General features: G+C 61.9%; 1 protein-coding gene. It reads left to right on the forward strand.

Translation table 11 applies throughout. The features are described from left to right. A partial coding sequence (locus ABL57_RS22305; protein ID WP_047803342.1) for a hypothetical protein occupies window positions 1-383 on the forward strand: 383 nt, incomplete at both ends.

Below are 383 nucleotides of genomic sequence, written 5' to 3' on the forward strand. Positions count from 1 at the left end.
AGTGGAAGTCCAAGGAGTACGACGACGTCGAGCTCAAGAAGGCCGCCTCCATCGCCAAGGAGAAGGCCGGCGGAGGCGACTGGCACAAGTACCACCGCGACGCCAAGTACACCGACAAGACCGACAAGACGGTCAAGACGGTCGACAAGAAGGACGTCAAGGTCCTCTTCAAGCAGGACGAGGACGGGGAGCGCAAGAACGGCGAGGTCGACGTCGTCGTGAAGTACCGCCACCACGGCGAGTGGAAGTCCAAGGAGTACGACGACGTCGAGCTCAAGAAGGCCGCCTCCATCGCCAAGGAGAAGGCCGACGGGGGCGACTGGCACAAGTACCACCGCGACGCCAAGTACACCGACAAGACCGACAAGACGGTCAAGACGGTC

The sequence above is a fragment of the Kocuria sp. SM24M-10 genome (assembly GCF_001027955.1).
GTDB lineage: Bacteria > Actinomycetota > Actinomycetes > Actinomycetales > Micrococcaceae > Kocuria > Kocuria oceani.